The sequence below is a fragment of the Bradyrhizobium sp. LHD-71 genome, from assembly GCF_031157255.1.
Taxonomy (GTDB): Bacteria; Pseudomonadota; Alphaproteobacteria; order Rhizobiales; family Xanthobacteraceae; genus P52-10.
In genome coordinates this window covers 126917-152867 of sequence record NZ_JAVIFX010000012.1, presented here as the reverse complement: position 1 = coordinate 152867, position 25951 = coordinate 126917, and the positions used below count along the sequence as shown (strand labels likewise).

Here is a 25951-nt window from a genome sequence, read left to right as displayed (position 1 = left end):
CCTGAACAACCTGAACGGGATTTGGTTCGGGCCTTCCGGAAATCCGGCGATTCTGCCGGTTTCGGGGGCGGACGCACACTAAGGGGGCTTTCGCTGCGCCGCAAGAATTAAGCTTGCCAAGCGAGGCGGCGCCAACAGCTAACGCAACATTAAGAGCACGAGCCCTGCATCACGCAAATAATGTGGCGAGCCAGGGAAGTGGCCCCCGCCGATTCTCCTCCCCTTCTCGGCTTGGCCGTGGCCGGCCGCTTGCGGGTACGCGCCGTCGCCTTCAGTGCGAGCGATGGGCGAGGAGGCGCAGCGCATTGGCCGTGACCAGCACTGTGGCGCCTGTGTCGGCAAGGATCGCCATCCAGAGCGTGATGACGCCGAACAGTGTCAGGATGAGGAACACGGCCTTCAGGCCGAGGGCGATCGTGATGTTCTGCCAGATGTTGGCGACCGTCGCCCGAGAGAGCGCGATCAACTCGGCAACGCCGGTGACGCGGTTCTTGAGCAGCGCCGCATCAGCCGTCTCGAGCGCCACGTCCGTGCCAGCGCCCATGGCGACGCCGACAGAAGCCGCGGCCAATGCTGGCGCATCATTGATGCCGTCGCCGACCATGGCGGTCACGCCAGCGGCCTTCAACCTGTCGATTGTGGCAAGCTTGGCGTCAGGCAGAAGGTCCGCTTGCGCCTCCATGCCGAGCTGACCGGCGATGGCGTCGGCCGTGCGGCGATTGTCGCCCGTCAGCATCACGGCCCGGATGCCGTGGTCCGTCAGTCGCTTCACGCCCTCGATCGCATCCTCACGCAGCTGATCGCGCAGCGCGATCGCGCCGGTGACTGTCCTGCCCGACAGGAGCACGACGACGGTCTTGCCCTCGTTTTCGAGCGCAGTGATCGTCCCGGCCACCTCCGCCGAAATGCTTGTCTGCTCGGCGGCATAACGCGGCGAACCGACCGAGGCGAATCCATCTTTCAGGCGCGCCGTCACGGCCTTGCCGGGTGTGGCAAGCCCACCGCCGAAGGCAACGGGCAGTTCCAGCCGGCGCGCCTGTGCGGCCTCGATGATCGCCTGACCGAGCGGATGACTGGTGTTACGTTCGACCGCGGCCGCTGTCGCCAGGACAGTATCTTCGCTGCCCGAAATCGCGACCACATCGGTGACCTGCGGGCGACCGCGTGTCAGCGTTCCGGTTTTGTCGAAAGCAACCGTCTTGACCTTACCAAGCGTCTCCAGTGCCGCTCCGCCCTTGATCAGCAGCCCCCTCCGTGCGCCTGCAGCAAGCCCCGACGCGATCGCCGCAGGCGTCGAGATCACGAGCGCACAGGGACACGCGATCAACAACACTGCGAGGCCGCGATAGATCCAGGTCATCCAGTCGCCACCGAAGACGAGCGGTGGAACGATGATGACCATCAATGCAATCAGCATCGCAGCCGGCGTGTACCAGCGGCTGAAGTGATCGATCATACGCGCGGTCGGCGCCTTCGACTCTTGTGCTTCCTCGACCATGTGGATGATGCGCGCGATGGTGTTGTCGGCGGCGACATGGCTGATGCGCAGGCGCAGTTCGGCATTGGCGTTGATGCTGCCGGCATAGACCTTCGCGCCGGGCTCCTTCAGTACCGGCACGGATTCGCCCGTCACCGGCGCTTCGTCCACGTCCGACGCACCATCGATCACCTCGCCGTCCGAGGGGATGCGGTCGCCCGGCCGCACGACCACGATGTCGCCGACCTTCAGTTCCTCTGCGGCAACCTTCTCGATTGTGCCACTGCGCTCGCGGAACGCCACTCGCGGCACGAGCTCGATCAGCGCCTCGATGCCGGATCGCGCATGGCCGGCGGCGACCGCTTCCAAGAGCTCGCCAACTGCAAACAGGAAGATGACGACAGCCGCTTCCTCGGCCTCGCCGATGGCAAGCGCGCCGAGCGCGGCAATCGTCATCAACGTTTCGATCGTGAAGGGTGCGCCGGCCATCGCGCCGAACAGCGCGCGCCGCGCGAAGGGGATCACGCCGACAAAGGCGGCCGCGGAGTAAAGCCATCGCTCCCACGCAGGAAAGAACTGGGCGAGCAAGAAGGCGGCAACGAACAGCGCACCGGTGCCCAGGACGAGCTGTCCCTTGGTTTCCCTCCACCAGGGCTGCCGATCCCGCGACCGCAGGGCCTTCGGTTCCGGCGTCGTCGCCGCCGCGACCGGCGTGTAGCCGAGCGCCCTGACCTTCTCCTCGACGACGCGCGGCGAGGTGCGATCCTCATCGAGGGTCAACGCGAGCATCCCGGCCGTGTAGCTGACATTGATGTCGCTCACGCCCGGCAACCGCTGCATGGCGTTCTCGATCTTGAGAGCGCAGGCGGCGCAATCCATGCCCTCGATACGCAACTTGAAGGAACCGGCCACCGTCATACCGTCACCTCGACAGGTTCGATGTGACCTCCCATATGCACCCTATAGCAACTACAGGGTCAACCCCATGAAAGGCGACAATCTGGCGATCGGCGAGCTTGGGCGACTGACCGACACCAAGGTCGAGACGATCCGCTACTATGAGCGGATTGGGCTTCTCTCCGCGCCGGCACGTACGGCCGCAAACTATCGCGCCTACGGCTCCGAGCATCTGAACCGTCTGAGCTTCATCCGCCGCTCGCGCGATCTCGGCTTCTCGATCGAGGAGATCCGCGCGCTGCTCGATCTATCGGATGATCGGAAACGGCCCTGCGCCGCCGTCGATGCGATCGCGAAGGCCCATCTGGCCGAGGTGGATCGCAAGATTGCCGATTTGCGCGCGCTGCGACGCGAACTGGACAGCATGGTCAACCAGTGCCACCACGGCACGGTCGCTGAGTGCCGTATCATCGAAGCCTTGTCCCCGCAAACCACGCAATGATTTAGGCAGGAACGCCGGAGGCGCTAAGGAGCGCCCCGACACACTCAGTTTCCAATCATCAGGTCGACGACGACCTTGACGTTCAACGTCACGATGATCGCGGCAACGAAAGCGGCAATGACCGTCAGCCACTTCGGGGCGACCAGTTCGCTCATTTTTCTGCGCGAGGCAGAGATCATGACCAACGGTATGATCGCGAACGGCAATTGCAATCCCAGTATGACCTGACTCAAAATCAACAGCTTCGCGGTTCCGCTCTCACCGTAGAACACGGTCACGATCACGGCTGGAACGATGGCGACAAGGCGGGTTATCAATCGGCGAATCCAAGGCGGCAAGCGGATGTCGAGAAATCCCTCCATCACGATCTGTCCCGCCATGGTCGCGGTCACCGTCGAGTTCATGCCGCAGCACAGAAGCGCAATTCCAAAGAGCGTCGGTGCAATGGCAGACCCCAACAGGGGCGCGAGGAGCGTGTGAGCCTTCTCAAGCTCCTCTACTCCCGTATGACCGGTCTGGTTGAAAGCTGCCGCAGCGAGGATGAGGATCGAGGCGTTGATGGTCAGCGCAAACATCAACGCAATGGTGCTGTCGATGGTGGCATACTTCATCGCCTGCCGTTTCTCGGCCGAGGTGTGACCGAAGTCGCGCGTCTGCACAATTCCGGAATGGAGATAGAGATTGTGCGGCATCACCGTCGCGCCGATGATGCCGAGCGCGAGGTAAAGCATGTCAGGATTGGTGAGCAGTTGCGTTGTCGGTGCAAAGCCGGAAATGACATCTCGCCAGTCCGGCCGTGCCATCGCGATTTGAACAACAAAGCAAACGGCAATGACACCCAGCAGCGTGATGATGAATGCTTCGATCCAGCGAAATCCTTTGTTCTGCAAGTATAGGATCATGAAGACATCCAGCGCCGTAATCACGACGCCGATCTCCAGCGGAAGCCCGAACATGAGGTTCAATCCAATGGCCGTGCCAATGACTTCGGCCAGATCGGTTGCGCAAATGGCAATCTCGGCGAGAAACCAGAGCGGATAGGACAGCATTCTCGGATATGCATCTCGGCAAGCCTGCGCGAGATCGCGTCCCGTCGCGATGGCCATCCGAGCACAGAGGTGCTGCAGCACGATGGCCATCACGTTCGAAAGCAACGCAATGAAGAGCAGCGCATATCCGAACCTGGCGCCGCCCGCGAGTGACGTCGCCCAGTTTCCCGGATCCATATAGCCGACCGCGACCAGATATCCGGGACCCAAGAACGACACCAAACGGCGCCAGTTCTTACCCGTCACCGGGATGGAGCGGTGAACGTCAGAGAGCGACGGAGATCCGCGTTCGCGGCGCCAATTCGTCAGGGTGGCTCGCGGAATCGAGTCGACCATGGCCGACACTCCAATTGCGAATAAGTCTTAATTGCAACACGACAGCGAACCGCTTGCAAGGGACCTTCCGTTAACGAAGTTTTAACCTTAAGAATTTATGCCTAAATGACAATCGACTGCTCTCTCACGAAAGATCTTCCTGAAGCGCCGATCGCCCCCCGACGTAGTCGGGCGCCATGGCGCTTCGGTGAGGATAGTTTTGGCAGGCGCCGCGCATGTACGGTCCCGCGTGCGTCAATGACAGCGCGTGTCGATCGCGACGGCTGTTTCTCTGTCCGGCCAGAAAGAGGCCTCGCGTTGATCCGCGCGCTGTCGATCTCGCGCGCGTGATTCTGATCAAGGCTGCGTGAGAGGAGATCGTTGCTGCAAAGCAGCGAGAAGGCAGCATTTTCAATTCATTCCAAACGTTTGCTCTTGCAACGCGATCGCTGAAATACCACCTTTGAAAAAGCGCTATTGCGGGGGCCAAGCCGGTTCGTCCAGCGAAGGGGCAAGCTGAATGTACACGCTCTATTCGATGCAGCGCTCGGGCAACAGCTACAAGGCCCGGCTTGCATTGGCGGTGCTCGGCGCACCTTACCGGCTTGTCGAGATCGATATTCTGCGCGGCGAAAGCCGGACACCCGATTTCCTGAAAAAAAATCCCAGCGGTCAGGTGCCGCTGCTCGAGGTCGCGCCGGGCCGCTTCATCGCCGAGTCCAATGCCATCATCTGGTATCTCGCGGGCGGGACATCGTTTGCACCCGAAGATCGCATCGATCGCGCCGAAACGCTGCAGTGGATGTTCTTCGAGCAACATGCGCTCGAACCGAACATCGGCTCCGCCTATTTCTGGCTGTCGCTGGTACGCGGCGGGCGCGAGCTCCACGCGAATTCGATCGAGGACTGGATGGAGCGCGGCTATCGCGCGCTTCAGGTGATGGACAATCACCTGAAGACTCGCGACTGGTTCGCCGCCGGACGGTTCACCGTCGCCGACATTGCGCTCTACGCCTATACCCACCTCGCCGGACAGTGCGACTTCGACCTCGACGCATTCCCCTCAGTCAGGCAATGGCTCGAGCGGGTGACGCGCCAGCCGGGTTTCGTGGCGATGGACTGGCAAGCCGGTGCAAGCGAAGACCGCAAGGAAGCGGTAGCAGGATAGAGTCGCGGCCCTTCCGAAAGCGCGCCTGCCGCCTTTCGGCCATTGTTTTGACGCCGCACGCCACAAATCCCGACAAGGCGCTGACAGGATTTTTTCCCATCGTAGGCGCGGGGAGTGATTCGCCGCTGGTCTCCCGGTCTGACGTTCGCGCCACTTGCGGCGACTTCCATCTGCGAACGTGAACCAGCAGGGACACTAGCGACTTTATGAAGCTGGTGCGCTGCATCGATTTGCGCTCGTACCGAGAACTCGCGGCAAGGCTGGTACGAACGCCGGATCCGGCGCACGACGCGAGAACCCAGGATTTCCGACATGACCCGGCCCACCTGCGAGGCCAAAGAATTGAACGAGCAATTGAATAAGGGATTTCAAACCAACGCCCGGCGGGCGGTCGCGGAATGGCACGCGAACGCCTATCTCACTCTCGGCTTGACGCTCGCAACGACGATTGCGGTCATTACCATATCGATCGAGATCGTCAGAGCGGCAGGGAACTGATCCGCTTCCTGGCCGGGGATACGATGAAAGCGCCTCTGGTTATCGTCACTGCGACGCTCGCCGCAGCGATCACGCTGACGGCATCGCTTCTAGTCATCACGACGACGCGCGGCGCGAACACGTCGTTCGACTCCTCGGCCGGGCCACTTGAGGTCGAGACCGTCGCGAGCGGACTTTCGAATCCCTGGTCACTCGCGTTCCTGCCGGATGGACGCATGCTGGTGACCGAACGGCCGGGTCGCCTGCGCGTCGTCACGCGCAACGGCCAGGTTTCATCGCCGGTCAGCGGCGTACCCGAGGTGTGGGCGTCGGGCCAGGGCGGCCTGCTCGATGTCGCACTCGACAAGGATTACGCGAACAACGCGACGCTCTATCTCTGCTACGCCGAGCGCGTCAGCGGCGGAGGCCGCACGGCGGCTGCACGCGGCAAGCTCAGTGACGGCGCACAGCCGCTTCTTGGCGAGGTGAAGGTCATCTTTCGTCAGGAAGGACCGTTGTCGTCCGGAAACCACTATGGCTGCCGCTTTGCGCAAGCCTCCGACGGCAACCTGTTCGTCTCGCTCGGCGATCACTTCGGCCCGCGCGACGAGGCGCAGAACCTTGCCAACCACCTGGGCAAGATCATCCGCATTACGCCGGACGGTGCGGCGCCGCGCGACAATCCGTTCGTCGGTCGGGCGGGCGCAAAGGCCGAGACCTGGAGCTACGGCCACCGCAACGTACAGTCGCTCGCCATTCACCCGACCACAGGCCGTCTCTGGGAGATCGAGCACGGGCCGCGCGGCGGCGACGAGGTCAACATCGCCGAAAAAGGCAAGAACTATGGCTGGCCGGTCATCGGCTATGGCGTCGACTACTCCGGCGCGAAGATCCACGAAGGCACGCACAAGGCCGGAATGGAGCAGCCGATCAAGTACTGGGTGCCCTCGATCGCGCCGTCGGGCATGGCCTTCTATACCGGCAACCTGTTTCCGGCCTGGCGCGGCAGCCTGTTCACGGGCTCGATCAATCGCATCAAGGGACTTATCCGGCTCTCGCTCGACGGCGAAAAGGTGACCGGCGAAGAACGCCTGCTGCAGAACCTCAATGAAGAAATTCGCGATGTGCGCCAGGGGCCGGACGGCGCACTCTGGCTGCTCACCGACAACGTCGCCGGCCGAATCCTTCGGATCACGCCGGCCGGTCGGTAGCGCCGCGCTGCGAAGCTTCGCTAAGAAACGCGAGCAACCGCTCGCTGACGCGCTCCGGCTGCTCCTGCTGCACCCAGTGGCCTGCTCCTTCGAGCAAATGAAGGCCGAGCATTTGCGTGCAGGCCCGACGCTGCATCGCATCAAGTGCGCCGGGCCGTTGATGGATACCCCAATCGCTCGCGCCGGAGATAAAGCACGATGGCACGTCGATGGTGCGGCCGGTAAACACTTCCAGCTCGGAGACGAAGCGTGCGCTGGTGCCGCAGCGATACCATTGTAGACCGCCCTGGAAGCCAATGCGCTCGTATTCGGCGCTGTAGAAGCTCAACTCGCGTTCAGTGAGCCACGGACAAGCGGCGATCTGTTTGGCGCTCGGCATCTGCTCGGCCACGGTTGCCGCCATCCCCTTATCGAGGTCCATGACATAGTAGGTCGGCAGTTTGGCGAGTTCGTCTGCAGTCCATGCGGCAAGCGGACGGGGTCTGTTGTCCGGCCAGTCAGCGCTTTTGTGATGGTAATAGGCGCGCAGGAACGCGTGAACACCCTGTGGGCAGTTCTGCATGTCGGTGTTGGCTTCACGCGTCGAATAGAACCACTGATAGTGCTTGCGCGGCCTTGCCAGCGCGGCGAGGTCTGCATGAATGGGGTCCGGCGCTTTCGCCGCCGCGGGCCTGTTCACGGTATCGAACGGTATGGCAGGCGGCCCGGCAAACGGGGCGCTCATCAGCGTGACGGCGCGAAATACATCCGGCCGCACCAGCGCGCACCAGGCTGCGACAGACGCGCCGAAATCGTGACCGACAACCGCCGCCACCGATCGGAGGCCGAACGCTGACACCAGCCCGAGCGCATCGCGCACCAGATTGAGCAGGCTGAACGGACGAAGGTCGCCGTCATAGTCCGCACTCCAGCCGACGGTGCGACCATAGCCGCGCTGGTCCGGAGCAATCACATGAAAGCCTGCGTCGGCCAGCGGCAGCATGACCTTGCGCCAGCTATAGGCGAGTTCGGGAAAACCATGCAGCAGCAGCACGACGGGGCGACCGGCGACACCAGCTTCCAGGACGTGCATGGTCAAGCCGTTGATGTCCGGCACCATACGCGCGCGTATACCCGGCGGAAGCGGAATCTCTGCGAGCTTTGCGCTGTGATCCGACATATCTCGACCTCACCACTTGTGGAAAATGAAGAACGCTCCGGCTGCAATCAGTCCGAAACCGAGCACGTGATTCCAGGCGAGCGGCTCCTTCAGATACAGTACCGAGAATGCGGCGAACACGACCAGCGTCACGACCTCCTGGATCGTCTTGAGCTGAGCCGCCGAATACACCTCGCTGCCCCAGCGGTTTGCAGGAACCGCGAAGCAATATTCGATCAGGGCGATGCCCCAGCTTGCGACGATGACCACCGGCAGCCATGACTGCTTGAATTTGAGATGGCCGTACCAGGCGAAGGTCATGAACACGTTGGAGGCGAACAGCATCAGGACTGGTAGAACGAGCGGCGAAATCAGTTTCGACATGAGACTTCCAGGCAGGCCTTTCTTGAACTGATCGAGCGGTAGCACACCTGTGGATAACTCGCCCGTCATTCGCCTGTAACACGGCGAGACTACCCAGTGCATGCGCAGATCGATCCCCGTCCAGATCTCCGCACCCCAAGGCGGTCCCCGTCAGTCGCCGCGTCTGACCGGGGCCGCATTTTTTTGCACGATCGGCGCCCGATCGCTCACATTCCTGAAATCATGCGTTTGACGCGCTTCCGCTCTGGCGCGGATCATGCAAGGAAGGCCGCACTCCGCCTTCCGGGCACCGACATCCACCGCTTTTCCACCGATGATCCGCTGCTTTTTTGTCGTTTTTGCCTTTGTGGTCCTGACGCTGGTGCTGCTGCCGTTTCAGCTTGTCGGTATGGCGTTCCGCCTGCCGCTGCAGCGACGCGTCCCCTACCTCTATCATCGCATCCTCTGTTCGCTCATCGGCGTCCGCATCCGCGAGATTGGCAGGCGCTCGCCGGACTTCCCGCTGCTCATTCTCGCCAACCACGCCTCGTGGCTCGACATCGTCGTCATCACCGCGCTGACGCCCGCGGTGTTCGTCGCGAAGAAGGAGGTGGCCGGCTGGCCGATCTTCGGCTGGCTCGCGAAACTGCAGCGCACTGTCTTCATCGACCGTGAGCGGCGGCATCGCACCGGCGCCGCGACGCAGGAGATCGCCGAGCGCCTGGTCGGCGGCGACGCGGTGGTGCTGTTCGCCGAAGGGACATCGAGCGACGGCAATCGCATCCTGCCCTTTCGCTCGGCGCTGATCGGCGCCCTGCATCATGCCCTCGGCAGCTCTACGCATCACGACCGCGTGACGGTGCAGCCGCTGTCGCTCGCCTATGTCAATCTCAATGGACTGCCGCTCGGACGCACCTTCCGCAGCCGCGTCGCCTGGTACGGCGACGCCGATCTCGTTCCGCATCTGGTGCGCGTGTGCGCGGCCGGCGCCGTCGACGTGACAGTGAGCTGGGGTGAGCCGGTCTCCTACGACATGAGTGCCGATCGCAAGGAAATCGCCCGCGTCGCGGAACAAGCGGTGCGCAGGATGACGGCGCAGAGCCGTAGAACGGCACGACCGCTGCCGCAGCGAACCGAGACCGTCGCTGGCAGTCCGTCCGCTGCAGCGTCGGCGTGACATTTCACGCCTCTACGAAGATTATTAACGCTGCTTGATTGAATTCGCGCCGTGAGCAAGGCACGATGGCGTGTCAACGAACGGATCCCATCATGGAAATTCGCAATCTCGGCGGCTCCGGCCTGCGCGTGTCCGCAGTCGGCCTCGGCTGCAACAATTTCGGCCAGCGTCTGGACCTCGAAAGCACTCGCAAGGTGATCCACAAGGCGCTGGACGTCGGCATCACCTTGTTCGATACCGCCGACGTCTACGGCAACCGCGGCGGCTCCGAAACAGCTATGGGCCAGGTGCTTGGCGACCGGCGCAAGGACATCGTGCTCGCGACCAAGTTCGCGATGGAGATGGATGACGAAGGCGTCAAGAAGGGCGCCTCGCGCCGCTACATCATGAAGGCGGTCGAGGACAGCCTGACACGGCTCAAGACCGACTACATCGATCTCTACCAGCAGCACAGGTATGATCCGCTGACGCCGATCGAGGAAACGCTGCGCGCGTTGCAGGACCTCGTCAGCCAGGGCAAGGTGCGCTACATCGGCTGCTCAAACCTGCCCGCCTGGCGCGTGGCGGAAGCAGCGATGACGGCAAAGGCGATCAACGTTACGCCGTTCTCCTCGATCCAGGACGAGTACAGCCTCGTCGTGCGCGACATCGAGAAGGAGCTGCAGCCGGCGGCACAAGCCTACAATCTCGGCATCCTGCCCTACTTCCCGCTCGCGAGCGGACTTCTGACCGGCAAATACGTTGCAGGCGCCGAAGCACCTGCCGACACACGCTTCGCGCAGACACCGCGCCTGCGTGACCGGTACGTCAACGAGAAGAATGTCGGCATTGTCGAGAAGCTGAAGGCGTTCGCGACCGAGCGCGGTCATTCGATGCTGGAGCTGGCCTTCTCCTGGCTCGCCTCGCGCCCGCAGGTCTCGAGCGTGATCGCCGGCGCAACCAAGCCCGAACAGGTCGAGCAGAACGCGAAGGCCATCGCGTGGAAGCTGACGCCAGACGAAACTACCGAGATCGACCGCGTCACGCTGGGGAATGGATAGCCGTCAGGCGAGCGAAACGCTCGCAATGAACGTTAGAGCATTTTCCGGAAAAGTGGACACCGGTTTTCTGCAGAAAATGCGACCAAACAAACGAATCCAGAACGCTTTCCGATTCAAAGTAATCGGAAAGCACTCTAGTCGTCTCTGCGAACGCAGAGACCCATGAACACCAACGCCGATTGTGTTCGCAAGCGGCTGTTGACGAAGGCAACAACCGCTTGTCGCCTCATGAATGACAGAGGATATGGGTCCCGGCTCGGCGCTTCGCTTGGCTGGGACGACTCTGAGTAGATCTCTGGCTTTATCCCACCAGCCCCTGCATCGGCTTGATCGCGCCGGAGTCGGGAAACACAGAGGTCACCAGCGCGCTGTCGCTCAGGCCGAGGTGATCCTTCATCACGCCCTTCAACACCGCGCGCAGATCAGTGGTCGGCTTCAGGTCGCGGCCTTCATGCAGGCTGGCCTCCTTCAGACCCGGCCAGTCGGCGACCACGCGGCCGCCGGCTATGGCGCCACCGGCAAGCAGCGCCACGGTGCCGGTGCCGTGGTCAGTGCCATCGGTGCCGTTGATGCGCGCAGTGCGGCCGAACTCGGTGACGACCACAACCGCGGTGTTGCCCCAATACGCGCCGAGGCCCTGCTCGAATTCGGCGAACGCGTTGTCGAGTCCGCCGAGCAGCAAGGCGAGACGACCGACCGGCCCGCCTTCATTCGCATGAGTGTCCCAACCGTCGAATGCGAGAGCCGCGATGCGCGGGCCATCGTCGGCCGCCATCAGTTTGGCGACGCCGCGCGCCGCAACACGCATATAGCCGACACCGCGTCCCGGCCGCATGTTGTCCTCGCGCGCGGCCGTGCGATCGAGCTGCAGGCCTTGTGTCAGCGCCTTCGCCAGCACGGGATCGCGGCGCGCATACAGATCAAGCAGACGACTGGCGGTATCTTCGGCGGCCTGCGGAACGGCGACGGGCGCCCAGCCGACGGTCGGTGCAGCGCCGCGCAGGATCAGTGGTGCGGTCGGACCGACCGCAAGCGCGCCGGCGACACGCTCGCCGCGCGGCAGTTGTTCCAGGGCGCGGTTGAGCCAGCCGGACTGCACACGGCCGGGTCCCGCATAGCCGCTTTCCAGCACATCCTGGCCGTCGAAATGCGAGCGCTCGCGGTAGCCGGTAGCGGTGGCATGCACCACCGCAGCGTTTTTCTCGCGGTACAGCCGCGCGAAATTCGGCATCGCCGGATGTAGCGAGAAGAACGAATCGAGCGGCAGCGCCGCGTTGGCGCCAGTGGGCAACAACGCGATCGAGCCGTGCAGCTTCGCGTAGTCCGGATCACCGATCGGCGCAACGGTGGCGAGCCCGTCGAGCGCGCCGCGCAGGATCACGACGATCAGCCTGGGGTCGCCTCCGCTCGTGCTCGCTCGCGCGAACTTTGGCAGGTAGGCCCACGCCGCAAACGAAGCGCCACCGATCAGCAGCGAGCGGCGCGTGGAAACGAGCAGACGATTCTCGCGGCAATCCATCCGTCTATCTCCGCTGGAATTCAGGCGACATCAGCAACAGCGCCATCGCCTGCTGCCGTGACTCGGCGCGCGCGATCGTCTCCCGCGTCTCCTTCGATGTCGCATCGCCGGCAATCACCTCCATCAGCTCGCGCGGTTCGAAGGTATCGCCGAGCCGCGCGCCTACCTGCGCAGCCAGATCGAGCCGCAGCTTCAACCCCTCGGGCGACGCCCAGACGCTGCCGGTGTCGGCAAAACCGTTGGGCCCTGCCGGAGACCAAAGCGGCTGGCCCAGCAGATTGAGGTTTCCGAGATAGCGCACCGGCTGTTCGGGAACACGGGCGAGCATCCGTCCGGTGGCGATCACCGCATCGTAAGGTGTACGGATCTTGGTCAGCGGCGCCTTCCACGCCGCGTCGGCATCGGCCAGCTCGAGCGCAAGCGCCTTCAGATCGCCGTCAGTCTTGACGAAGCGCTGCGCCAGCCGCGCGACCAGCGCAGGCGGCGGATCGTCGGCGACGAAATGGCGCGCGAGCTTGGTCGCAATGAATTTTGCCGTCGAAGGATGACGCCCTAGATCCTTCAGAGCCGACTGCCCCTGTGACAAACCGGTGTCGGGATAGGATTTGCCGAGCAGCGTCTGCGAACCCGGCTCGTGGGCGTTGACGTTGAATGCAAAACGGCCCGGATCGGCAAGGCGTCCGTCCGGACCGGCAAAGGTCCAGCCGGTGATGATGCGCGCGAGCGACGTCACGTCCTGCTGCGTGTAGCCACCGCCGACGCCGAGCGTGTGCAATTCGAGGATCTCGCGCGCCAGATTCTCGTTGAGGCCGCGCTTGCGGTTGACGCCGGCGCGCGAGGCTGGTCCGAGCGACTGCTGGTTATCGAGAAACAGCAACATCGCCGGGTGCTGTTCGACCGCGAGCAACATGTCGGAGAACCGGCCGAGCACATGTGGCCGGATCGCCTCGCGCTCAAACGCGCCGGCCAGAATCCGCACCGCAATGCCCTTGCTCGCTGAAATGCAGAAATGGTTCGACCAGAACGTCACCAGCCGTTCGACGAACCCGTTCTCCGCAAGTGTCGCACGCTGGAAGCGTGCAAGTGCTTCGGCGCGGTACGTTTTCACGACGATGTCGACAGGTTGCGGCACTTCGCGCCCTGCGGCCTCCGGCGGCCGCACCATGCCGGGTTGTGGCGGTTCCACCTGGCCGCCTTGCTGCATCTGGTCGGAAGCGCCGGCGCGCCTGGCACCATCATTGGCGTCGCTTCCGGCGCCGTTCGCCATCTGCGCCTGCGGTTCGGAGGGTGACGACTGCGCCGACTTGGTAGCGGCACGCTGTCTGCGCACGTCGGCTCTGTAGGCGAAGAACGCCTTGCCGATTTCGGGCGAAGGCCGCAACGACGGCTGCTCGAGCAACGCGGCGCTCGGTCTTGTCAGTTCCGCCTTGACGAAGCCGCGCGGATCCGCCGCCGCACTCGCAAAATCCCCGGATGAGCCGCCGCGCGCTCCAAAACCGAAGCGATTGAGCGCCACCAATGCACCTTGCGGATCGCGCGCCAAACTGCGTCCCTCCTACCGAGTTCTGTCGGCACCGGTGGCAGGCTGGCTGACCAGCCTGTGATATGATCCTATCTGGCAACTATTTGCCCCGATCGCGCGAAGATCAAATTAAAGATCGGACACGCACATGAACGCACGGGAATGAAGGTGTGACGGGACCTACTTCACAACCGCTTCCGACTGGCACGCGTCAGCTCGCCTGCGCACGTTGCGGTGCGGCGTTCGCCTGCAACCTGAACGGGCCGTGCTGGTGCGGCGAAGAGGCCCTCAGACTGCCGCTGCCGGGCGAGGCCAGCCCTACGGGCTTTACCGACTGTCTCTGCCGGGATTGTTTGCGGACAGTGGCCGCGAGCAACGCGATCGTCGAGAGCCTGGAACGCGCCGCGGAGCGCTGCGAGGATCTGACGCCACTGGTCTATGCGCGGTTGTTTCGCGTGCGCCCCGAAACGCGGGCAATGTTCCGCGCCGAGGCGAACGATCTCGTCAAGGGCTCGATGCTTCAACTCGCGCTGGAAGCCATCCTCGACTTCGCAGGCGAGCGCAAGGCCAGTCATCGGCTGATCCTTTGCGAGGTTCAGTCACACGACGGTTACGGCACGCCGCCGGAATTGTTCAACGTCTTCTTTGCGGCAATTGCGGACACTGTGCGGGATCTGCTCGGCGAGGACTGGTCGCCGACGATGGAGACCGCCTGGCGCAAGCTGCGCGACGACCTTGACCGCTACGTGGACGATGCCGTTCGAGCGATGCAGCCGGCCGGATGAAGTCCGCGAGACTCCCACAATCGGCCAGAACGGCTACACCGCAAACCCAGGCGACGCCCGCGCAATGCCGCCAAGCGCATCGAGCATCCGCTCGCGCCATGCATAAACCGGATCGTCCTGCATCAGCAGCTTGAACGGGCTGACGCCCCGAGCCCACTGAAACCCGCCGAACACGATGTAGTCGCCGTAGTTGGGCGCCGCTCCGCCAATGAAGGGCTGAGTGCGCAGCATCAGGCGCAGTGGATCGAGGCTTCGGCGGAAACCCACGACCTTCTCGTCGCGATCCGCGGAGATTTGCTCCAGCGGCTTGTCGTTGAAACGCGCCTCACGCGTCCGGCGAAAGTAGTCGCGGTCCGCAAGCGCCAGATGTTGCGGGATATCGGCGACGATCATCGGGAAGATCCCGGCGATGATGACGAGATCACCCCAGCTATTGAGGAAGCGCGCGTTCGCCCGTCCACCCTCACCGCCGAACAGCGACGGACGTTCGGGATAGGTATCTTCGAGATAGTTGGCGATCGCCCAGGAATCGGCGACGGACGTCTCGCCGTCGAGCAGCACCGGCACCTTCTCGGAACCGTAGGGTGCGATCGCACCCTTCTCAGTAAAGCGCCAGGGAATGGTCTTGCAGTTGAGGCCCTTGTGAACCAGCGCCATCCGGGTGCGCCAGCAGTAAGGGCTGAACGGCCGCCCCGCGTCGGTGCCAACAAGCTCAAACAGTTTACGAGTCATCCGGCCGTTCTCGCTATCGACTGTTATGCCCGCCGGCATCTCCGCTTCGAGAGGCCAGCCTTGATGATCGGATCACCGGGTCAAGCCTCGGCATGACACTACACCACTTAGGCGCTCTTCCTGAACAGGCGCGTCGCATGACGGTCGTCCGCAAATGCAGGCGACGCCGCGCTGGAGGACGCGGCGTCGCCGGCATGTAAACACGAGGCGCGTTTACATGCCTGGCAAGATTGCGACGTCGCGGACGATGCCGCTGACGCCGGCGATCTTTGCAGCTTCTGTCGCCTTGCCGGTGGCGAGATCGACGCTGTAGAGCGTATCGCCAGCCATCAGCCAGGCGTCATTCTTGCCGTTGCCGTCGGACCAGATGTCGAAAGCGACCTTGTCGGCCTTGATTCCGAGCTTTCCGACCGCGGTTAGAATGCCGTCGTTCGGCGGCGCCTGCTTGAGCAGCCCCCCGATGGTGCCGTCGATATCGTAGAGTGCCGTTTCCTTGGCGCCCCTGACCGAGTTGATGTAGGCGCCGCCGATCACATTCGGCGTTTCGCCCTTGTGCATGTCGGTTTCGGCGAACTTCAGGTCGCCATCTCTGGTCACCTTGCCGTCATCGACGTTGGCGCGCAGGTTCATGCCGTCGGATCCAATTACGCGCAGCCGGTCGGCAACCGGGTTGAAATCGACGGTAACGGTCGCGCCTTTGACGATCATCGTCTCCAGCTTTGATTTGGTGGTCGCCTTACCGTCCTTGCCAATGACGACGACGGTGCCGTCATCGACGACGCCGTACAGCATGCCGTCTGCCGGACGCACGTCGATGCCGACGAGCGCGCCGGACAGGCCCGCTACCTGGACGATACCGGTCGACTTCTTTTGCTTGGCATCGACCCAGACAATGGTGTCGTTGCCGACGAGCGCGGCGAGTTGCGCGGCATTGGCGGCTGACGTCATGAGAGTGGCGGCTATCGCGGCCAGGACGGTGCGAGCTTTCATTGTCGTCTCCTCGGTTCGGCGTTCAGGCCGGACGGCCATGCGCTGAGCTACGGGACGCTCGCGATCCGGTTTCAGAAAATTCTTCACGGTTCGGTGTGGACGGCGACTTGCGGTTCGCGCCATTGTTCAGCCACAGGCTGTCATCAGCCTGTCATAGGACTAACCCATTGGCTGCGATCGATGGATCAATCGCTGTCCGACATCGGAATCATCTCGGCTTATCGCTTTGCCGACGACGGTTCGGCGACGAAACTGGATATCACCAATCTCGACGCGGAGCTGGCCGATCCGCGCGGTTGGTTATGGCTGCATTTCAGCCTCGCCAACCGCCGCTGTCATGACTGGCTGGCCACTCGCGCGCCATTGTCGGACATCGCGCGCGAGACGCTGCTCGATCCCGACGAACACATTCGCCTCGACATTTTCGGCGACGAGATCGCCGGCGTGCTGCCGGACCTGCATCAGGAGTTCATGCAGGAGGGCGATGATCTCATGCGGGTGCATTTCGCAATCTCTCCCCGCTTGATGATCACCACGCGGCGCAGGCCGCTTCGCGCAATCGAACTGACGCGACGGGCGATCGATCTGGGTCGCAGGTTCCCAACGCCGATCTCGTTGTTCGATGCGATCGCTGACCAGTTCGCGGATGTGATCGGACGGTATTCGGCGGGCCTCGGTGATGAGCTCGACATCGTCGAAAATCACGTCCTGCACGATGAGGTCGACGACGAGCGGATGCGGCTCGGCCGGGTTCGGCTGCAGGCGATCCGTACCCGGCGCCAGCTGTCGCAGATCCGCGCGCTATTTCATCGTGTCGAGATGCGCGAAGATGTCGAGTCAGAGGCGCTGGTGACCGCGATGCGCAAGCTGGCACAGAAATTCGACGCGCTGGACTACGAATTCGGCGCAATTTACGAGCGGGCACGCCTGCTGCAGGACGAAATCGCCGGGCGCATGACCGCGATCACCAACCGGCGGCTGTTCACGCTGTCGATCCTGACCGCGTGTCTGCTGCCGTCGACCTTGGTCACCGGTTTCTTCGGCATGAACACCAAGGATATGCCGTTCCAGACCGGCGACGGCGGGACCTGGTATGCCCTGATGCTGGTTATCGCCGCCGGCGGCCTGACCTGGTGGCTGTTGCGACGGACCAAGGCGTTGTAGGTCGCAGCCGACGCAAATCCGTCAGGAGGGTCGCACGATCAGCCGCTCCAGCTCCGACCAAAGCGCCTCATCGGAGACGGCAGACTTGCCGATCTCGGTGAAGAAGCCGCCGACCAGCGTCAGGTAGAGGATCTGGGCCCGCAAGCGCGCGCTTCGCGCATTGATGCCGGCATCGCGCAGCAACGCGACAAGATAGTCCACGCGCTGCCTGTCAACCTCCGCGAGCGACTTTGCGACTCGCTCATCGGTCCTGGCCCACGCGCGGATGGCAACTTCCAGCCGCGCAAGCTTGGTGTTCTTCGCCGCCATACTGATCAGCCGCTTCAGTCGCTCCCCTTTGCCGGCGCTCTCCTTCTCGACCCGCTCGATCGCGTTTGCCGTTGTGCCGGTGCGCCAGGCTTCCAGCATCGCCAGATGCAGCGCGTCGCGATCCTTGAAATGCCAGTAGAAGCTGCCCTTGGTGACGCCGAGCGTCACGGCAAGCGGCTCGACGCGCACCGCCTCGATGCCGGCGCTGCCAAGCAGTGACAGTCCTGCGTCAATCCAGTCGGATCTGCCGGCTCGGGTTTCGGCGCCGGCCTTGCCACGCGCCGGGCTGGTTCGATTCGCGGTTCCCATGGCCATCCATACGGCGGCGTATTGACAACCGCAAGCTCGATGTCTATCAATCCATACGCCAACGTATGGATTGGCCGGGTAAGCGCTTGGCGTTCGACCGCGAGGAGGAATCCATGGCCTATCTGCCTCTCGCCGCAGCGGCGATCATTGGCACCCTCGGCTTGATTCATCTGATCTATACATTGCGGGACCTGCTCTCCCGCCCGCGCTACTTTGCGCCGCGCGATCCGGTATTGCTGGAAGCTATGCGGGGAACGCAGATCGCGGTGGCGCCAAACGGCCACGACTATTGGTCCGTTCTGTTGGGTATTCATCTGACCCACGGCATTGGACTATTGCTTTTTGCACTGCTGATCGCGCTGACGGTCATCACGCCACTGCCGGCGCTAAAACTGCTGATGATCGGACTTGGTCTTGTTCTGACGTTCATCGCCTGGCGGTTCTTCTTTCACATCCCCCTGATCGGATGTGCGATCGCCACCGCGCTGATGATCGCAGGCTGGCTGCTGTAGCGCGAGAGGGTTCGCCCGCATCGCCACCGCTTCGGGATGCCAGATTGCTCCTGCCATAAATTGGCAGATGCGGCAGATAGAGTTGGCGGCTGTTCCATCGCATTCGTCTGCTGCGGGGGGCTTCCGTCTGCACAGCTGTGAGGCCATATTCCGTGACCATGGCCAAGACTTCCGACAAAACGACTTCCGACAAGAAAAAGCCGCGCAAGGATCCGGCGAAGCCGACGCGCGCGAAAGCGCATCGGCCGGACGTATTGCCGATCGGGCCGGCGCTCGCGGAACTGTTGAACCCGGCGCTGAACACCGGCGCGGCCGGCATCGGCTCCAGCACAGGCCTGACGCCACCGCCGGACAATTCGAAGGAGCGCCGCGCCGGCGGAGAGGCGGCGGCGCATCGCGCCCGGGCTTCGACCCAGGCTAACGATGCATTGCCGCGCGAACCGTCGGTCGACCGCAACATGACGCGCAATACCATCGTGCGGCGGGACAGCCCGCAGCAGGATGCAAAGCGTGGAGGCGTGCGCGCGGATCCGCGCGCGGGTTTCCATGAAGCGCCGGCCGGCTATCAGGCGAACTACGGCACCACGGCGTCCGTGCCGACACTCGATCCGGAACTGGCGAAGCAACTCGGCCTCGATGTCGAGGACGACGACACCCTCGCCCGGCCCGCGCGCAACAAGATGGAGGCGCTCGGCGTCGCCGCCACCGCCGGCGCGCTGGAAACGCTACTCCGCGATGGCCGTCCCGAGTTCGGCGGCGAGAAGATCTGGACCCCGCATCGTCCGCCGCGTCCGGAAAAATCCGAAGGCGGCGTGCGTTTCGAGATCAAGTCGGACTATGAGCCGAAGGGCGACCAGCCGACGGCCATCAGGGAGCTGGTCGAGGGCATCGACCACAACGACCGCACCCAGGTGCTGCTCGGCGTCACCGGCTCCGGCAAGACCTACACCATGGCCAAGGTGATCGAGGCGACCCAGCGCCCGGCTCTCATCCTTGCGCCAAACAAGACGCTGGCCGCACAGCTCTACGGCGAGTTTAAGAACTTCTTTCCCGACAACGCGGTTGAGTACTTCGTCTCTTATTACGATTACTATCAGCCCGAGGCCTACGTCCCGCGCACCGACACCTATATCGAGAAGGACTCCTCGATCAACGAGCAGATCGACCGCATGCGCCACTCGGCGACACGCGCGCTGCTCGAACGCGACGACGTCATCATCGTCGCCTCGGTCTCGTGCATCTACGGTATCGGCTCGGTCGAGACCTACACGGCCATGACGTTCTCGCTCAAGCGGAACGAGCGGATCGACCAGCGCCAGATCATCGCAGATCTGGTCGCGCTGCAGTACAAACGCACGTCCGCCGACTTCACCCGCGGCACGTTTCGCGTGCGCGGCGATACCATCGACATCTTCCCGGCGCACTATGAGGACCGCGCCTGGCGCGTGAACCTGTTCGGCGACATCATCGATGGGATCGAGGAGTTCGATCCGCTCACCGGACAAAAGAGCGACGATCTGGAGTTCATCAAGGTCTACTCCAACTCGCACTATGTGACGCCGCGTCCGACGCTGATCCAGGCCATCAAGGGCATCAAGATCGAGTTGAAGCAGCGGCTCGAACAGCTCAACGCGCAGGGCCGGTTGTTGGAGGCGCAGCGGCTCGAACAGCGTACGATGTTCGATCTCGAAATGCTGGAGGCAACCGGAAGCTGCGCCGGCATCGAGAACTATTCGCGCTACCTGACGGGGCGCAAGCCGGGCGAACCGCCGCCGACGCTGTTCGAATACGTACCGGACAATGCACTGATTTTCGCCGACGAGAGCCACGTCACCGTACCGCAGATCGGCGGCATGTTCCGCGGCGATTTTCGCCGCAAGGCAACGCTCGCCGAATACGGCTTCCGCCTGCCCTCCTGCATGGACAACCGGCCGCTGCGCTTCGAGGAGTGGGACGCGATGCGGCCGCAGTCGGTCGCCGTGTCGGCCACTCCCAGCGGCTGGGAGCTGAACGAGAGCGGCGGCGTGTTCGTCGAGCAGGTGATCCGCCCGACCGGCCTGATCGATCCGCCGGTCGACATTCGTCCGGCCAGAACGCAGGTGGACGATCTGGTCGGCGAGGTTCGCGCAACCGCAGCGAAGGGCTACCGCTCGCTGATCACCGTGCTGACCAAGCGCATGGCCGAGGACCTCACGGAATACCTGCACGAGCAGGGCATTCGTGTCCGTTACATGCACTCGGATATCGACACCATCGAGCGCATCGAAATCATCCGTGACCTGCGCCTCGGCGCGTTCGATGCGCTAGTCGGCATCAACCTCTTGCGCGAGGGCCTCGATATTCCCGAATGCGCGCTGGTGGCGATCCTCGACGCGGACAAGGAAGGCTTTCTGCGCAGCGAAACCTCATTGATCCAGACCATCGGCCGCGCCGCGCGTAATGTCGACGGCAAGGTGATCCTCTATGCCGATGCAATGACCGGCTCGATGGAGCGCGCGATCGCCGAGACCAGCCGCCGCCGCGAAAAGCAGGTGGCCTACAACACCGAGCACGGCATCACGCCGGAGAGTGTGAAGAAGTCGATCGGCGACATCCTCAACTCGGTGTACGAGCGCGACCACGTGCTGGTGGAGATCGGCGACGGCGGCATGGCCGACGACGCCATCGCTATCGGCCACAACTTCGAGACGGTGCTGGCCGACCTCGAAGCGCGCATGCGCGAAGCCGCCGCCGACCTGAATTTCGAGGAAGCTGCCCGCCTGCGCGACGAGGTGAAGCGCCTGCGCGCAACCGAGCTCGCGGTGGTCGACGACCCGACCATCAAGCAGCGCGGGGTGGAAGCGAAGGCCGGAGCCTACGGCGGCACGCGCAAATACGGCGATGCAGCCAACCTGCCGGCCAAGACAAAGACGCGCGCACGCAAACCGACCCTCGACGAGATGGCAGGGCCAGAGTCGAAGCCCTATCGGGACGGACACGGCGACGAGCCGCAAGCGCGAGCACGCAAGCCCACACTCGACGAAATGCATGGCCCGGAGAGCGCGCCATACCGCCCGGGCGGGCGATCGTCCGCCGGACGGCCGGGGTCGCGAGGCGGGTGGAAGCGGGGAAGATAACCGATCCTGCGGCTAACGCTTGATGACGTCGACGATCCTCTTGTCGGACGGATTCACCAGCAGCAGCTGGTCGTCCACCACGGCGTAATAATACGAGTTCGCCTCCGGAACCTCGGTCGCCGCACTTGCAGGAAGCGGAGAGAGTGTCACCTGGCTCGGCAATGTTGCGCCGACTGCGGCGTTGAATCCCGACGGGGCCTTCTGCCGCGTCGCGTGCAGACCGATTTCGTTGCGCAGCTTCATCTCCTGCGGACCGGTCAACTTGAGCCGCCCCGAATCCTGAGCCGAGACAATCGGTGCAGCGGACAACAGCGTCAGCAACGATACCAAGCCAACCGACAGCGATTGACCCGCGGGTCGTTTGACCATTTCTCGCTCCGTCCTCATGAAGCATCCCTCGGCCCATCAACGTCGTGACAAGGCCGAGGTTTCAAGCGTCCGGTAAAATGCGGCGGCGTCACGTCTTTCTGTACACCGCCAGCGTCTTGAATTCGCCAAGGCGGGCAACCGGGGCTTCGGTCTCCCACTTCGCGAGGATCGGCCTCACCTTATCAAAGGCGATCGATTTCGTATAAAACAAGATGTGCCCGCCGGGCCTGGTCTTCGCGGTGAACAGGTCGAGCAGGCCGCGGTCGTCGATGCCGCCGTAATCGGCGCTTGCCGTGTTCGGGTAAAAGAACTCGCACAGGTGCAGCATCGTCACCACGTCGAAATCGGGCAGCAGCTTCGGGTTGGTGAGATAGATATCGCCGAAATAAGCGACGTAGCTCTTCGCCACGCGCGCGTTGCTCGCGACCAGCTTCACATAGGCATCATACTCCTCGATCGAGGCGGTGATGCCGAACACCATGTTTCCGGACCCGTTCTCCGCCTGCTCCTTGCCGATCACATGATGGGTCCCGGTGCCGAAGTGGTAGATCAACTTGCTCGTCGCCTTCTGCTCGGCAAGCCACTCGTTGACGTGCACGTCGCACGGGCAGACATCGACATGCAGGTCCCACTTGTCGGTCCAGTAGTTCAGCTTGGCCATCGTCACTCTCTCCCTGGAAATGTATGAAAGGGTCAGCCGCCTGCGGCAGCCTGTTGCTCTGGTGTGAGCGGCTCGATCGAGGCTGTAGCGCCGCGCTCCAGATGAATCGCCGCATCGTGCAGGTGTCCGAGCAGGCCGGCGCGGCCGATGGTGATGACGATGGCGTGCGGCAGGCGCTCGGCAAGCAGCCGATAGAGCACGTCAGCATCGTCCTCCTCCAACGCGGAGACCGGCTCATCGAGCAGGAGAATGTCGGGCTTCGCCAGCAGCGCACGCGCAAACGCCGCGCGCTGCTGTTCGCCGCCGGCGAGCACGGTCGGCCAGTCGCCTTCCTCGTCAAGGCGGCCGGTGAGATGTGGCAGACCGACGGCTGTGAGCGCTGCGCGGATCGCCTCGTCGTCGGCGTCCTCGACCGGGGTCGGATAAGCAATCGCCTGTCGCAGCGAGCCGAGCGGAAAGTAGGAGCGCTGCGGCAGCGTAAAGACCTTGGCGTTCTTGGGAAAGTGGATCGCGCCCTCGCCGAGCGGCCACAGACCCGACAGTGCGCGGAAGAAGCTTGATTTGCCCGCGCCGGACGCGCCGCTAACCAGCAGCCGGTCGCCCGGCGCCAACCCGACCTGGCCAAACGACGCCATCGCCTCGCCGCTTGGCAACCGCAACACCAGATCGTCGACCTGCAGCCGGCTGTCGGGCCGCGTCGTCATGTCGATCTTCGCGGAGGCGCTGTGATCATCCACCGCGTGCATCGCCGCCTCGAACTGCGCGAGCCGGTCCATCACCGCCTTCCATTCGGCGATTTTGCTGTAGGCGCTGATGCAGTAAGCAAGCGCACCCTCGACGTGCTGGAACGCGAGCGCGGTCTGCACCAGCGAGCCAAGCGTGATCGCGCCGGAAAGATAGGCCGGCGTCACCACCAGCGTTGGAAAGACCGTCGACATGCGCGCATAGCCGGCAATAAAACCGACCAGCGAGCTCTGACGATTGGCGAGCCGTGTCCAGTTGTGCACCAGGTTGGTGAAACGGTTGCGCAGTTCACGGCGCTCGACCGCCTCGCCGCCCATCAGCGCCACCGGCTCGGACTGATCCGTCGCCCGCGCGAGAGCAAAGCGGAAGTCGGCCTCGTAGCGCTGCTGGTTGAAGTTGAGCGGGATCAGCGGGCGACCGATCAGATGCGTGAACAGCGTGCCGATCACCGCATAGCAGGCCGCAACGACGATCAGCCAGCCGGCAAACGACAGATCGTGGCCGAACAGCGGCAGCGGCGTTGCAGCCGACAGAAACCAGAGGATGGCAACGAACGAGAAGATCGTGACGATGCTGCCGACCAGCTGTGTAAACAGCTCATGCGTGCGTGTAAGGAAAATCAGCACGTCGCTGGCGATGCGCAGGTGGATGTTATCCACGCCGGGATCGACCAGCCGGACCCGATAGTGCCGACCGTGCGCCATCCACATCGACACATAGCGTTCGGTGATCCAGCGCCGCCAGCGAATGATCAGCCGCTGGCCGAGGAAGTACTGCATCATCCCGGCCACCACTGCAGCCAGGGCGATGCCGCAGAAGACCAGCAACTCGAGCTGCGCAGCGTTCCAGTCGCGGCCCTCCAGCGCGTTGAAGAAGCGCTTGTTCCACTCGTTGATCGCGATGAGGATGGCGACGAGGCCAAGCTCGGCGGCGAGGATGCCGATCAGCAGCGCGCCCGCGATCCAGCGATCCTCCGACCGGAAATACGGCAAGGCGAGCGAAAAGAATGTTCGCGCGGCGCGAACGATGGCCCTCATGCAAGGGTTCCCCGCTTGGGCGAAAGACCGAAAGCAGCAATGCGCCGCGATCGGCCCGCCCCCGAAGGGCAGGCTTCACCCTTGGCCGAGGGCCTCGATGTTTCTCTGACGATCCGCGCTTGCGGCAAGCCCCCTGGCCGGCACGGGTCTGTCATCATGGCCGGCGCCGAGCCGACATGACAAACGCATTATGTGGACGTGTGTATAAGGGTCAATTGCAGCACGGGTGCGGCGGAGCGCCACACGGTCACGTTTGGAAGCCTCGCCTCTGCAAATCGCCGGGCTTGACCTGACGGTCTTGTTCAGAGACGCAAGGCGCAGCTGACGGCCGCGCCCGGCATCACAATTTCAGAGAATGACAATGAGCGACGGCAATCCACAAATCACCTACGATCAGTTCGCAGCGGTTGAGCTGCGTGTTGCACGCGTGCTTAACGTGCAGCCGTTTCCGAAGGCGCGAAAGCCGTCGTGGAAAGTCCAACTTGATCTCGGACCGCTCGGGGAAAAATGGTCGAGCGCTCAGATCACCAATTATGCAGTGGATGAACTGATCGGCACGCTGGTGGTCTGCGTCTGCAACTTCCCGCCGCGCAACATCGCGGGATTTCTCTCCGAGGTGCTGATTCTCGGCGCCGCTGACTCCGACGGCAGAGTGATCCTGCTGTCGCCACGCAGCGCGGTCGCGCCGGGCGAACGTGTGTACTGAGCATTTAACGTGCGCGAACATCGCTCGTCGGCATGCACGCACTCTACGATCCGCTCTCCCGCGATAGCGATTATGAAGGGCGAGGCATAGAAATAGCGATCCGCCAGGTTCAGGAACGGACTTCTCACGCTTCGAGTGTTTCGACCGCTACCGCAAGCAGGTCGACCGAAGGCTGATAGCGATCACGAAGCTGACCTTTCAGCACCGGCGAGGAGGCCGCTTGGAAGGCTTCGATCGTGTCACGGATATCAGCGAGTTTGACGTGGATCGCAGCCTTGTTGCCGCTTGCGACGACGCCGCGGATGTAGGCGAGATAGATCGCATTGTCGGCAGCCGTTATCGCCTCGAAGTCGCGAAAGAAATTGCCGTGCGGCGGCGGGGTGATCAGCTCGATGATCTCAATCGCCTCATCGAGCAGTCCGATTTCCTCCAGGAAGCCACGCCCTTTGCCGCCGGCCATCAGCGCATCATGCATCAACGCAGCCTCGATCTGGGCCTGGCTCGCACCCGGACAACGGAACATCAGCCGCAGCGCGACGCGCTCGAAATGCTGGTACCAGGGACGGCCGATGCGATCTTGCGTTGCGCCGTGCTCCTCCTGCACGAGCTTCAGGCGGTCGCGATACCAGGCTTCGGTCGGAATCAGACTCATGATGGATATC

General features: G+C 63.2%; 24 protein-coding genes. 11 read left to right on the top strand and 13 right to left on the bottom strand.

Annotated elements, in window-relative coordinates; genetic code table 11:
• Window positions 1-271 precede the first annotated feature (271 nt).
• The gene (locus RCO31_RS15240) at window positions 272-2395 is read right to left on the bottom strand and encodes a heavy metal translocating P-type ATPase (RefSeq protein ID WP_308969254.1); all 2124 of its coding nucleotides are present in this window, start codon (window positions 2393-2395) and stop codon (window positions 272-274) included.
• A gap of 67 nt (window positions 2396-2462) precedes the next feature.
• Here RCO31_RS15240 and RCO31_RS15235 point away from each other — a divergent pair, with 67 nt between their 5' ends.
• Window positions 2463-2876, top strand: coding sequence for a helix-turn-helix domain-containing protein (locus tag RCO31_RS15235; protein ID WP_308969253.1), 414 nt, complete (start codon window positions 2463-2465; stop codon window positions 2874-2876).
• A 44-nt stretch (window positions 2877-2920) separates the two neighbouring features.
• On the opposite strand, the gene RCO31_RS15230 is transcribed toward RCO31_RS15235, so the two are convergent.
• Window positions 2921-4261, bottom strand: a complete 1341-nt coding sequence (locus RCO31_RS15230) for an Nramp family divalent metal transporter (protein WP_308969252.1) — start codon at window positions 4259-4261, stop codon at window positions 2921-2923.
• Window positions 4262-4760: 499 nt separating this feature from the next.
• On the opposite strand from RCO31_RS15230, the gene RCO31_RS15225 reads away from it, so the two are divergent.
• From RCO31_RS15225 to RCO31_RS15215, 3 genes are all read left to right on the top strand, one after another.
• Complete coding sequence (locus RCO31_RS15225; protein WP_308969251.1) at window positions 4761-5408, top strand: glutathione S-transferase family protein; 648 nt, start codon at window positions 4761-4763, stop codon at window positions 5406-5408.
• A gap of 312 nt (window positions 5409-5720) precedes the next feature.
• On the top strand, window positions 5721-5906 hold the full coding sequence (locus RCO31_RS15220) for a hypothetical protein (protein ID WP_308969250.1): 186 nt from the start codon (window positions 5721-5723) through the stop codon (window positions 5904-5906).
• A 23-nt stretch (window positions 5907-5929) separates the two neighbouring features.
• Window positions 5930-7096 carry a PQQ-dependent sugar dehydrogenase gene (locus RCO31_RS15215; protein ID WP_308969249.1) on the top strand — a complete coding sequence of 389 codons (1167 nt, stop codon included), beginning with the start codon at window positions 5930-5932 and terminating at the stop codon, window positions 7094-7096.
• On the opposite strand, the gene RCO31_RS15210 is transcribed toward RCO31_RS15215, so the two are convergent.
• Window positions 7077-8255 (bottom strand): alpha/beta hydrolase, encoded by a 1179-nt coding sequence (locus RCO31_RS15210; protein WP_308969248.1) that lies wholly within the window; start codon window positions 8253-8255, stop codon window positions 7077-7079. The two genes, RCO31_RS15215 and RCO31_RS15210, sit on opposite strands and share 20 nt — an antisense overlap.
• A 9-nt stretch (window positions 8256-8264) precedes the next feature.
• Window positions 8265-8618, bottom strand: coding sequence for a DMT family protein (locus tag RCO31_RS15205; RefSeq protein ID WP_308969247.1), 354 nt, complete (start codon window positions 8616-8618; stop codon window positions 8265-8267).
• Between the two features lie 313 nt (window positions 8619-8931).
• Between RCO31_RS15205 and RCO31_RS15200 the strand changes: the two genes are divergently transcribed.
• The gene (locus RCO31_RS15200; protein ID WP_308969310.1) at window positions 8932-9774 is read left to right on the top strand and encodes a lysophospholipid acyltransferase family protein; all 843 of its coding nucleotides are present in this window, start codon (window positions 8932-8934) and stop codon (window positions 9772-9774) included.
• 92 nt (window positions 9775-9866) lie between these two features.
• Window positions 9867-10814 carry an aldo/keto reductase gene (locus RCO31_RS15195; RefSeq protein WP_308969246.1) on the top strand — a complete coding sequence of 316 codons (948 nt, stop codon included), beginning with the start codon at window positions 9867-9869 and terminating at the stop codon, window positions 10812-10814.
• A 301-nt stretch (window positions 10815-11115) separates the two neighbouring features.
• Here RCO31_RS15195 and RCO31_RS15190 read toward each other — a convergent pair whose 3' ends face one another.
• Window positions 11116-12333, bottom strand: a complete 1218-nt coding sequence (locus RCO31_RS15190; RefSeq protein WP_308969245.1) for a DUF1501 domain-containing protein — start codon at window positions 12331-12333, stop codon at window positions 11116-11118.
• Window positions 12334-12337: 4 nt separating this feature from the next.
• Entirely contained in the window at window positions 12338-13876 is a 1539-nt protein-coding gene (locus RCO31_RS15185) for a DUF1800 family protein (RefSeq protein ID WP_308969244.1), read from the bottom strand.
• 149 nt (window positions 13877-14025) lie between these two features.
• On the opposite strand from RCO31_RS15185, the gene RCO31_RS15180 reads away from it, so the two are divergent.
• Window positions 14026-14640, top strand: a complete 615-nt coding sequence (locus RCO31_RS15180) for a cysteine-rich CWC family protein (protein ID WP_308969243.1) — start codon at window positions 14026-14028, stop codon at window positions 14638-14640.
• Between the two features lie 33 nt (window positions 14641-14673).
• Here the strand turns inward: RCO31_RS15180 and RCO31_RS15175 are convergent, their stop codons facing one another.
• Window positions 14674-15372, bottom strand: a complete 699-nt coding sequence (locus RCO31_RS15175) for a glutathione S-transferase family protein (RefSeq protein ID WP_308969242.1) — start codon at window positions 15370-15372, stop codon at window positions 14674-14676.
• A 213-nt stretch (window positions 15373-15585) separates the two neighbouring features.
• On the bottom strand, window positions 15586-16362 hold the full coding sequence (locus tag RCO31_RS15170) for a DUF4394 domain-containing protein (RefSeq protein WP_308969241.1): 777 nt from the start codon (window positions 16360-16362) through the stop codon (window positions 15586-15588).
• A 180-nt stretch (window positions 16363-16542) separates the two neighbouring features.
• Here RCO31_RS15170 and RCO31_RS15165 point away from each other — a divergent pair, with 180 nt between their 5' ends.
• Complete coding sequence (locus RCO31_RS15165; protein ID WP_308969240.1) at window positions 16543-17526, top strand: CorA family divalent cation transporter; 984 nt, start codon at window positions 16543-16545, stop codon at window positions 17524-17526.
• Window positions 17527-17547: 21 nt separating this feature from the next.
• Here the strand turns inward: RCO31_RS15165 and RCO31_RS15160 are convergent, their stop codons facing one another.
• Window positions 17548-18144 (bottom strand): TetR/AcrR family transcriptional regulator, encoded by a 597-nt coding sequence (locus RCO31_RS15160; protein WP_308969239.1) that lies wholly within the window; start codon window positions 18142-18144, stop codon window positions 17548-17550.
• A gap of 113 nt (window positions 18145-18257) precedes the next feature.
• On the opposite strand from RCO31_RS15160, the gene RCO31_RS15155 reads away from it, so the two are divergent.
• Together RCO31_RS15155 and uvrB are read left to right on the top strand one after the other, a co-directional pair.
• Entirely contained in the window at window positions 18258-18656 is a 399-nt protein-coding gene (locus tag RCO31_RS15155; protein ID WP_308969238.1) for a hypothetical protein, read from the top strand.
• A 158-nt stretch (window positions 18657-18814) separates the two neighbouring features.
• A complete protein-coding gene (uvrB, locus tag RCO31_RS15150; RefSeq protein ID WP_308969309.1) occupies window positions 18815-21772 on the top strand; it encodes an excinuclease ABC subunit UvrB in 2958 nt (985 codons plus the stop codon).
• A gap of 12 nt (window positions 21773-21784) precedes the next feature.
• On the opposite strand, the gene RCO31_RS15145 is transcribed toward uvrB, so the two are convergent.
• The 3 genes from RCO31_RS15145 to RCO31_RS15135 form a co-directional block, all read right to left on the bottom strand.
• The gene (locus tag RCO31_RS15145) at window positions 21785-22141 is read right to left on the bottom strand and encodes a DUF1236 domain-containing protein (RefSeq protein ID WP_308969237.1); all 357 of its coding nucleotides are present in this window, start codon (window positions 22139-22141) and stop codon (window positions 21785-21787) included.
• 88 nt (window positions 22142-22229) lie between these two features.
• Window positions 22230-22802, bottom strand: a complete 573-nt coding sequence (locus RCO31_RS15140; protein WP_308969236.1) for a hypothetical protein — start codon at window positions 22800-22802, stop codon at window positions 22230-22232.
• Window positions 22803-22834: 32 nt separating this feature from the next.
• Window positions 22835-24583, bottom strand: coding sequence for an ABC transporter ATP-binding protein/permease (locus RCO31_RS15135; RefSeq protein WP_308969235.1), 1749 nt, complete (start codon window positions 24581-24583; stop codon window positions 22835-22837).
• A 361-nt stretch (window positions 24584-24944) separates the two neighbouring features.
• Between RCO31_RS15135 and RCO31_RS15130 the strand changes: the two genes are divergently transcribed.
• Window positions 24945-25289, top strand: a complete 345-nt coding sequence (locus RCO31_RS15130; RefSeq protein ID WP_308969234.1) for a tRNA-binding protein — start codon at window positions 24945-24947, stop codon at window positions 25287-25289.
• 124 nt (window positions 25290-25413) lie between these two features.
• Here the strand turns inward: RCO31_RS15130 and RCO31_RS15125 are convergent, their stop codons facing one another.
• On the bottom strand, window positions 25414-25941 hold the full coding sequence (locus RCO31_RS15125) for a hypothetical protein (protein WP_308969233.1): 528 nt from the start codon (window positions 25939-25941) through the stop codon (window positions 25414-25416).
• Window positions 25942-25951 lie beyond the last annotated feature (10 nt).

Excerpts from the sequence above, each read along its gene's own strand:
- RCO31_RS15195 (WP_308969246.1), top strand. The coding sequence starts at position 9,867 with ATGGAAATTCGCAATCTCGGCGGCTCCGGCCTGCGCGTGTCCGCAGTC.
- RCO31_RS15210 (WP_308969248.1), bottom strand. The coding sequence starts at position 8,255 with ATGTCGGATCACAGCGCAAAGCTCGCAGAGATTCCGCTTCCGCCGGGT.
- RCO31_RS15225 (WP_308969251.1), top strand. The coding sequence starts at position 4,761 with ATGTACACGCTCTATTCGATGCAGCGCTCGGGCAACAGCTACAAGGCC.
- RCO31_RS15215 (WP_308969249.1), top strand. The coding sequence starts at position 5,930 with ATGAAAGCGCCTCTGGTTATCGTCACTGCGACGCTCGCCGCAGCGATC.
- RCO31_RS15140 (WP_308969236.1), bottom strand. The coding sequence starts at position 22,802 with ATGGCCAAGCTGAACTACTGGACCGACAAGTGGGACCTGCATGTCGAT.
- RCO31_RS15155 (WP_308969238.1), top strand. The coding sequence starts at position 18,258 with ATGGCCTATCTGCCTCTCGCCGCAGCGGCGATCATTGGCACCCTCGGC.
- RCO31_RS15190 (WP_308969245.1), bottom strand. The coding sequence starts at position 12,333 with ATGGATTGCCGCGAGAATCGTCTGCTCGTTTCCACGCGCCGCTCGCTG.
- RCO31_RS15220 (WP_308969250.1), top strand. The coding sequence starts at position 5,721 with ATGACCCGGCCCACCTGCGAGGCCAAAGAATTGAACGAGCAATTGAAT.
- RCO31_RS15230 (WP_308969252.1), bottom strand. The coding sequence starts at position 4,261 with ATGGTCGACTCGATTCCGCGAGCCACCCTGACGAATTGGCGCCGCGAA.
- RCO31_RS15200 (WP_308969310.1), top strand. The coding sequence starts at position 8,932 with ATGATCCGCTGCTTTTTTGTCGTTTTTGCCTTTGTGGTCCTGACGCTG.
- RCO31_RS15240 (WP_308969254.1), bottom strand. The coding sequence starts at position 2,395 with ATGACGGTGGCCGGTTCCTTCAAGTTGCGTATCGAGGGCATGGATTGC.
- RCO31_RS15135 (WP_308969235.1), bottom strand. The coding sequence starts at position 24,583 with ATGAGGGCCATCGTTCGCGCCGCGCGAACATTCTTTTCGCTCGCCTTG.
- RCO31_RS15175 (WP_308969242.1), bottom strand. The coding sequence starts at position 15,372 with ATGACTCGTAAACTGTTTGAGCTTGTTGGCACCGACGCGGGGCGGCCG.
- RCO31_RS15145 (WP_308969237.1), bottom strand. The coding sequence starts at position 22,141 with ATGGTCAAACGACCCGCGGGTCAATCGCTGTCGGTTGGCTTGGTATCG.
- RCO31_RS15130 (WP_308969234.1), top strand. The coding sequence starts at position 24,945 with ATGAGCGACGGCAATCCACAAATCACCTACGATCAGTTCGCAGCGGTT.
- RCO31_RS15125 (WP_308969233.1), bottom strand. The coding sequence starts at position 25,941 with ATGAGTCTGATTCCGACCGAAGCCTGGTATCGCGACCGCCTGAAGCTC.
- RCO31_RS15170 (WP_308969241.1), bottom strand. The coding sequence starts at position 16,362 with ATGAAAGCTCGCACCGTCCTGGCCGCGATAGCCGCCACTCTCATGACG.
- RCO31_RS15235 (WP_308969253.1), top strand. The coding sequence starts at position 2,463 with ATGAAAGGCGACAATCTGGCGATCGGCGAGCTTGGGCGACTGACCGAC.
- uvrB (WP_308969309.1), top strand. The coding sequence starts at position 18,815 with ATGGCCAAGACTTCCGACAAAACGACTTCCGACAAGAAAAAGCCGCGC.
- RCO31_RS15205 (WP_308969247.1), bottom strand. The coding sequence starts at position 8,618 with ATGTCGAAACTGATTTCGCCGCTCGTTCTACCAGTCCTGATGCTGTTC.
- RCO31_RS15160 (WP_308969239.1), bottom strand. The coding sequence starts at position 18,144 with ATGGGAACCGCGAATCGAACCAGCCCGGCGCGTGGCAAGGCCGGCGCC.
- RCO31_RS15165 (WP_308969240.1), top strand. The coding sequence starts at position 16,543 with ATGGATCAATCGCTGTCCGACATCGGAATCATCTCGGCTTATCGCTTT.